Raw genomic sequence first — 1806 nt, forward strand, 5'->3', positions numbered from 1 at the left:
CGGGGGGGGGGGGGGTCCGCGGGGGGGACCGCGGGGGGCTCTCCGCCACTCACAACGACAGCCCCGGCCGCGGGTCTGTCCTCCCCGTATCGGAGGGAGAGGCGTCAGACCGCCGTCGCCGGGAACGTCGGGTACTCGACGCCGGAGACGTGCTGGACGACCCGGACCACCTGGCAGGAGTAGCCGAACTCGTTGTCGTACCAGAGGTAGAGGATCGCGTTGTCGCCCTCCACCTTCAGCGCGCCGGCGTCGACGATCGACGCGTGGCGAGAGCCGATGAAGTCGCTGGAGACCGCGTCCGGGGCGGTGATGAAGTCGATCTGGCGCTTGAGCGGCGAGGTCAGCGACACCTCGCGGAGGTAGTCCAGGACCTCCTCGCGGGACGCCTCGCGGGCCAGCTGGAGGTTGAGGATCGCGATCGACACGTCCGGCACCGGGACCCGGATCGAGCTGCCGGTGATCCGCGCCTTGAGGTCGGGCAGCGCCTTCGCTACGGCGGACGCGGCACCCGTCTCGGTGATGACCATGTTGAGCGGCGCGGACCGGCCCCGACGCTCCGACTTGTGGTAGTTGTCCAGCAGGTTCTGGTCGTTGGTGAACGAGTGGACGGTCTCCACGTGCCCGCGCAGCACCCCGTACTCGTCGGCCATCGCCTTCAGCGGCGGCACGATCGCGTTGGTGGTGCAGGACGCGCAGGACAGGATCTGCTCATCCGGCTTGATGGTGTCGTGGTTGACGCCGTGCACGATGTTCGGGACGTCGCCCTTGCCCGGCGCGGTCAGCACGACCTTCTCGATACCCGGGCGCAGGTGCTCGGACAGGCCCTCGCGGTCGCGCCACTTGCCCGTGTTGTCGATGAGGATGGCGTCCCGGATGCCGTACGCCGTGTAGTCGACTTGGGAGGGGTCGTCGGCGTAGATCACCTTGATCTCGTTGCCGTTGGCGAGGATCGTGCTGTTCTCCTCGTCGACGGTGATCGTGCCCTGGAACTGGCCGTGGATCGAGTCCCGGCGCAGCAGCGAGGCGCGCTTGACGATGTCCTCGCCGCCGGCGCCGCGCACCACTATGGCCCGCAGCCGCAGTCCGTTGCCGGAGCCCGCCTTCTCGATCAGCAGCCGGGCGACCAGGCGGCCGATGCGGCCGAAGCCGTACAGGACGACGTCCCGCGGCTCGCGCTGCTCGATCTTGTTGGCGCCGGTGGCCCCGGCGACCGCCTCCGCGGTGAACGCCTCCACACCCAGGCCCCGGTCGTCGGCCCGGTAGGTCGCGGCGAGCATGCCGATGTCGATCTGGGAGGGGCCGAGGTCGAGCGTGGTGAGCGCCTGCAGGAAAGGCATCGTCTCGGTGACGGAGAGCTCGGCGCCGGCGATCTGGCGGGCGAACCGGTGCGTCTTGAGGATGCTGACCACCGACTTGTTCACCAAGGAGCGGCTGTGGAGGAGGACGGTCACGTCCCGCTCCCGGTGCAGCTTCCCGATGATCGGGATCATCGACTCCGCGATCTCCTCGCGGTTCTTCCAGTTGGTGAACGAGTCGTCGTTGACAGTCACAGATCTACTCTCGATCGAGCTAGGCGGCGCTCATATGCTAAACCGACCGGTCGATGATCGATCAAGGGGGTCCCGGTGTGATGTCGGCCGTCCCGGTGTGACGTCGGTCGCGGGGCTCTGCACCGGTGCGGGCCCAGGTCACGGCGGTGGCCCGCGCACCCCCGCGCCGCGCGGGTCGGCGGCGGCCTGCGCCTCGGGTGCCTTCTGCTCGGACTGCTCGGACAAAGGCCGGTGGCGCCGATCACTGGTTCTGTCT

At 69.0% G+C, this 1806-nt stretch carries 1 protein-coding gene; it reads right to left on the reverse strand.

Features of this window, described 5'->3' with window-relative positions; all coding sequences use genetic code 11:
- Nucleotides 1–104: 104 nt before the first annotated feature.
- Complete coding sequence (locus ACWGJB_RS42695; RefSeq protein ID WP_450761288.1) at nt 105–1550, reverse strand: glyceraldehyde-3-phosphate dehydrogenase; 1446 nt, start codon at nt 1548–1550, stop codon at nt 105–107.
- Between the last annotated feature and the right edge of the window lie 256 nt (nt 1551–1806).

The sequence above is a fragment of the Streptomyces sp. NPDC054813 genome, assembly GCF_053611365.1.